The organism is Pseudokineococcus marinus (assembly GCF_013004605.1).
In the GTDB taxonomy this organism is placed as follows: Bacteria; Actinomycetota; Actinomycetes; order Actinomycetales; family Quadrisphaeraceae; genus Pseudokineococcus; species Pseudokineococcus marinus.
In genome coordinates this window covers 1-5,317 of record NZ_JABEMA010000214.1, presented here as the reverse complement: position 1 = coordinate 5,317, position 5,317 = coordinate 1, and the positions used below count along the sequence as shown (strand labels likewise).

Below are 5,317 nucleotides of genomic sequence, written 5' to 3'. Positions count from 1 at the left end.
CCCGTGAGGGCGGACACCGCGAGCAGCGCCCCGGCCGCGGCGCTCGTGCCCGACGGGGCCGCGCCGTCCGTGGGGTCGGCCGCGGGGCCGAGGCGGGCGAGCACGGCGTCGTCGGACGAGGCCGGGACGTCGGCGAGCGCGCCGTCGTCGCCCGCGTGCTCGGCGAGGACCTCGGCGCACAGGGCCTCGGCCGTCTCGGCCCAGGCCGGGTCGCCGGTCGCGGCGTGGAGTGCCAGCAGCCCCTCGGCGAGGTCGCCGAGGTCCTCGAGGACGGCGCGCGAGGGCCCGGCCCGGCCGTCGCGGGAGGTGCGCCGCCACCGGCCGTCGTCGTCGAGGTGCACGGCCAGCAGGAGGTCGGCGCAGCGGACGGCCGCCGCCAGGAGGTCGGGGCGCTCGAGGAGCACCCCCGCCTCGGCCAGCGCGGCCACCGCCAGCCCGTCCCACGCGAGGACCACCTTGTCGTCGCGCCCCGGCTGCGGGCGCTGCGCGCGGGCGGCCCGCAGCCGCGCCCGCACGTCGGTCCACCGCGCGGCCTCGGCGGGGTCGGCCCAGGGGTCGCGCAGGAGCCGCGCGGTGGAGGTGCCGTGCTCGAAGGTGCCCTCGGGCGTGACGCCGAGCAGCTCGGCGGCCCAGGCGCCGTCGTCCTCGCCGAGGACGTCGACGAGCTGCGACGGCGTCCACACGTACGTGGCGCCCTCGACGCCGTGGCTCTGCCCGTCGGGTCCCTCGACCGTCGTGTCGGCGTCCAGGGAGGAGGCGAGGCCGCCCTCGGGCGTCCGCAGCGCCGCGAGCATCCAGTCGCAGGTCTCCGCGGCGACGCGCGCGCCGGTCGGCTCGCCCGTGAGGCGCCACCAGTGCAGGTAGGCGCGGGCGAGCTGGGCGTTGTCGTAGAGCATCTTCTCGAAGTGCGGCACGACCCAGCCGGCGTCGACGGCGTAGCGGGCGAAGCCGCCCGCCACCTGGTCGTACGTCCCCGAGCGCGCCATCGCCGTCAGCGTGCGACCGGCGAGGCCGAGCGCCTCCCCGGCCGTGGGCGCCCCGCTCGCGGCGTGCCGCAGGAGCCACAGGCACGCCGCCGACGGCGGGAACTTCGGGGCGCCGCCGAAGCCCCCGTGCGCCCGGTCCTCCCCCGCGGCCAGCGCGCGGACGGCGGCCTCGAGGGCCGCCGCGTCGGGTGGGGCCCCGTCCGCGGTCGCCGCGGCGCGAGCGCGCTCGGCCAGCGCGCTCGTGATGCGGGCGCTCTGGCCGACGACCTCCTCCCGCCGGTCGGTCCACGCCTGCGTGACGGCGTCCAGCAGCTGGCGGAAGCTCGGCACCTGCGGATGGGGGCGCGGCGGGTAGTACGTGCCGGCGTGGAACGGCTCTCCCTCCGGCGTGCAGAGGACGGTCATCGGCCAGCCGCCCTGGCCGGTGAGCGCCGTCGTGGCGCGCATGAGGGCGGCGTCGACGTCGGGGCGCTCCTCCCGGTCGACCTTGACCGCGACGAAGCCCTCGGCGAGCTGGCGCCCCACCTCCGGGTCCTCGAAGGACTCGTGCGCCATGACGTGGCACCAGTGGCACGCCGCGTAGCCGACGGAGACGAGGACGGGCACGTCGCGCCGCCGCGCCTCGGCGAAGGCCTCCGGCCCCCACTCCCACCAGTCGACGGGGTTGTCCGCGTGCTGCAGCAGGTAGGGGCTCGTCGAGACGGCCAGGCGGTTCGGCACGCCGTCGATGCTCCCCCACCCGGCGCGCGGGCGCGCGGTCGCCCCACCTCGCCCGTCCCCGTCCGTTGTGCCCCCGCACCCGGCGTTCCTTTGCGACGCTCCTCGGCATGGGGGGAGACCTCTGCGCCGCGGGGGCGGCGTGAGCACCGGCGCGCCGCCGCGCCCGGGCGCCGAGGGGACCGAGGAGGCCGCGACGCCCGTGGGGGCGCAGCCCGCCGTCGAGGGCCCCCCGTCCGGCGAGGCCTCCGTCCCCCTCGGCGGCCGGTGGTGGGTGCGCTCCTGGGCGTGGCGACCCTCCTGCTCGCGGCCTGCCTGCTCGGCCGGCACCTGCGCCCGGAGGGCACGCTCTTCTCCCTGCTGTGGCCCGCGGCCGGGCTGGCCGTGTGGTGGTGCGCCGCCCGGCGCCCCGCACGGGTGCGCGCCGTGGACGCCGTCCTGCTGCTCGCGGTCGTCTGGCTCGCCCACGTGGTGACCGGGACCTCGGCCGCCGTCGCGGCCGCGCTGGCCGGCGTCGACCTCGCCCACGGGCTCGTCGGGGCCCGGGCGCTGCGGTGGTGCTGCCGCCCGCCGGCGGACGGCCGCCTCGGGCTCGCGCGACCCGGCCGCCTGCTCGCCGCCTCGGCCGTCGCGGGCGGGGCCAGCGGGCTGCTCAGCACGGCGGTCGGCGCCGCGATCGGTCTCGACCCGTCCAGCACGCTGGTCCAGACCAGCCTGCGCGGCACGGCCAGCACCTTCCTCGTCCTCGTGCTCGTCCTCGCCCTCGGCGCCCGGGCGGCGTCCGCGAGCTCGTCCGCGGCCCGCGCCTCGGGGAGTGGGCGGGGCTCGTCGTCGTCGGCCTCGTCACCTACCTCGTGGCCTTCGCCTGGCTGCCGCAGCTCCCGCTCGCCTTCACCGTCTTCCCGCTCCTCACGTGGTCGGGCTCGCGCATGGGGGTCCCCGGACGGCCGTCCTCTCCGTGCTGCTCGACGTCCTCGCGGTCGCCGTGGCGGTGCTCGGCGACGGCGTCTTCTTCGCGGGGCTCTCGTCGCTGACGACGCGGGCGGCCGTCGTCCAGGTCTTCCTCGTCCTCACCGTCCTCGTCAGCGTGCTGCTGGCGACGAGCCAGGAGGAGCGGGGCCGCGCCGTCGCCTCGCTCGCGCAGGCCCGTGCGGCGCTCGCGTCCTCCATCGACGCGGCCCTCATCGGCAGCGGCGTCCTCGTCGTCGACGGCCCGGCCGCCGGGCGCCGGCTCCACCCCAACCCGGCGCTGCAGCGCCTCCTCGGCGTCGCCGAGACCGGCGAGGACGGCGCGGCGCAGCCCGAGGTGTCCTGGCCGGCCCACCTGCGGCCCGAGGACGTCGCCACCGTGCGAGGGGTGCTCGAGGAGCTCGCGGCGCGGACCCGGGACACCTGGACCGGGGAGCTCGCCCACGTGCGCGCGGACTCCTCCCTGGTCTGGGCGCAGGTGCACCTGTCCGCCCTCCCGTCACCGGTGGCCCCCGGCCTCCTCGCGGGCGCCGGCGACGGCGTCGCCCTCCCGGTGCCGGGAGCGCCGCACGAGCGGGTCGTCGTCGCGCAGCTCCTCGACGTCACGGCCCGCAAGGACGTCGAGGCGCAGCTGGTGCACCTCGCCCTCCACGACGAGCTCACCGGGCTGCCGAACCGGGTCCTCCTGCGCGACCACGTCGGGCTGGCGCTCGCCGCCGCCCGGCGCTCGGGTGCCCTCGTCGCGCTCGTCTTCCTCGACCTCGACGACTTCACGCAGGTCAACGACTCCCTCGGCCACGAGGCCGGCGACCGCGTCCTCCGGGTGACGGCGCAGCGCCTGGCCGACGCCGTCCGCGCGAGCGACACGGTCGCCCGCATCGGTGGTGACGAGTTCGTGGTCTGCTGCCCGGAGGTGGACAGCGCCCAGCACGCCGAGGAGGTCGCGGCGCGCCTGCTCGACGCGGTCGGCCGCCCCGTCCTCCTCGACGGCCGGCTCGTCGCCGTCGGCGCGAGCGCCGGCCTCACCGTGTCCGGGCCGGACGACGACGCCGGCGACCTCCTGCGGCGCAGCGGCACCGCGATGTACGCGGCCGAGCGCTCCGGGCGCGGGAGGACCGCCGCCTTCGACCGCTCGCTCGAGGCGCGCGCCGACCGACTCGTCACCCTCACCGCGGAGCTGCGGGAGGCGCTCGTGCTCGACCAGTTCGTCGTCCACCACCAGCCGGTCGTCGACCTGGTCGACGGCGCGGTCACCGGCTGCGAGGCCCTCGTGCGCTGGCGGCACCCGACGCGGGGCCTGCTGCCGCCGGGCGACTGGCTCGACGTCGCCGAGGGGAGCGACGTCGTCGTCCGCAGGGGCGAGCAGGTCCTGCGCCGCGCCACCGCCGACCTGGCGGAGGTCGCGCGCACGGAGCGGCCCCTGAAGCTGCACGTCGACGTCAGCGGCCGCCAGCTCGCCGCCGCGGGCCTCGTGGACGCGGTGGCGGCAGCCCTGGAGGCCAGCGGCCTGCCGCCGCACCTCGTCGTCGTCGAGCTCACCGAGACGCACCTGCTCGAGGTCCACGGCAGCCTCCTCGCCGACCTCTCCGCGCTGCACCGCCTGGGCGTCGAGGTGTCCGTCGACGACTTCGGGACGGGCTTCAGCTCGTTCGCCCAGCTCGTGGAGCTGCCCGTCGTCGGGGTGGAGGTCGACCGCAGCTTCGTCGCGGGGGCGACCACCGACGACCGGGCGCGCGCGGTGGTCCGCGGCGTCCTGGGCCTCGCCGAGGCCCTGGGGCTGGGCGTCGTCGCCGAGGGCGTCGAGGACCCCGCCCAGGCCGAGCTGCTGCGGGGCACGGGGTGCCGGAGCGCCCAGGGCTACCTGTGGTCCCCGCCCGTGGACCTCGCGACGTTCCGGGGCCTGCTGCACGCGCCGCTGGGCCCTCCGGCTCGGACGGGCTGACCCGCGCCCGCGGCTCCGGTCGAGCGGGCGCACCGGCGCGTCGCCCGCCTGGTCGCGCGCCCGGGCGGCGGGGGCCGTAGCGTCTGCCCCGGCACCCGACGCGCGCTACCGTGCGCAGCCGGGGGGTCGGCCCGACCGGCCCGCCCCCGACCGAGCGAGCGACGTGCTGGAGGTCCCCGTGGCACAGGCCCTCAGGGCGAGCACCCGGCCGCCCGGCGGCTTCGCCGAGGTCACCACCTGGGAGCTGTCCACCTCGGACGACCTGGCGCGCATCCGGCGGTCCTTGCACGCGGAGCTCCTGGGCCGCGGCGAGGAGGACTCGGCCGGGCTCGGCGACCTGCAGGACCGCGTCGTGCTCGTCGTCAGCGAGCTGGCCACGAACGCCCTGCGCCACGGCGCCCCGCCCAGCTCGGTCCGCCTCCTCGTCGACGACGCGCGCGCCCTCGTCGTCGACGTCACCGACGCCGCCGCGGGCTCCTCGCCCGAGCTCGCGGCCGCCCGGGCCCTCGGGGAGGGCGGCTTCGGCATGCACCTCGCGGCCCGGCTGGCCGACGGCGTGGGCTGGTACACCGACGCCGACCTCAAGCACGTGTGGGCGCGCTTCGCCTTCGACGGCCCGGACACCGACGCCCGGGCCGCCGCCGCCGTCCCGGCGGTCTGACACCGCCGCCGCCCCGGCGGCCGTCCGGCCCCCCGCCCGGCG

The 5,317-nt window shown here is 78.7% G+C and carries 3 protein-coding genes; 2 read left to right on the top strand and 1 reads right to left on the bottom strand.

What is annotated here, in order from left to right:
• The coding region (locus HLB09_RS12420) for a thioredoxin domain-containing protein (protein ID WP_171203672.1) at positions 1 to 1,706 on the bottom strand (1,706 nt) is incomplete at its 3' end.
• A 955-nt stretch (positions 1,707 to 2,661) separates the two neighbouring features.
• On the opposite strand from HLB09_RS12420, the gene HLB09_RS12415 reads away from it, so the two are divergent.
• The gene (locus HLB09_RS12415) at positions 2,662 to 4,614 is read left to right on the top strand and encodes a putative bifunctional diguanylate cyclase/phosphodiesterase (RefSeq protein WP_171203671.1); all 1,953 of its coding nucleotides are present in this window, start codon (positions 2,662 to 2,664) and stop codon (positions 4,612 to 4,614) included.
• A gap of 178 nt (positions 4,615 to 4,792) precedes the next feature.
• Positions 4,793 to 5,275: an ATP-binding protein gene (locus tag HLB09_RS12410; protein WP_171203670.1), complete on the top strand. Its 483-nt coding sequence runs from the start codon at positions 4,793 to 4,795 to the stop codon at positions 5,273 to 5,275.
• Positions 5,276 to 5,317 lie beyond the last annotated feature (42 nt).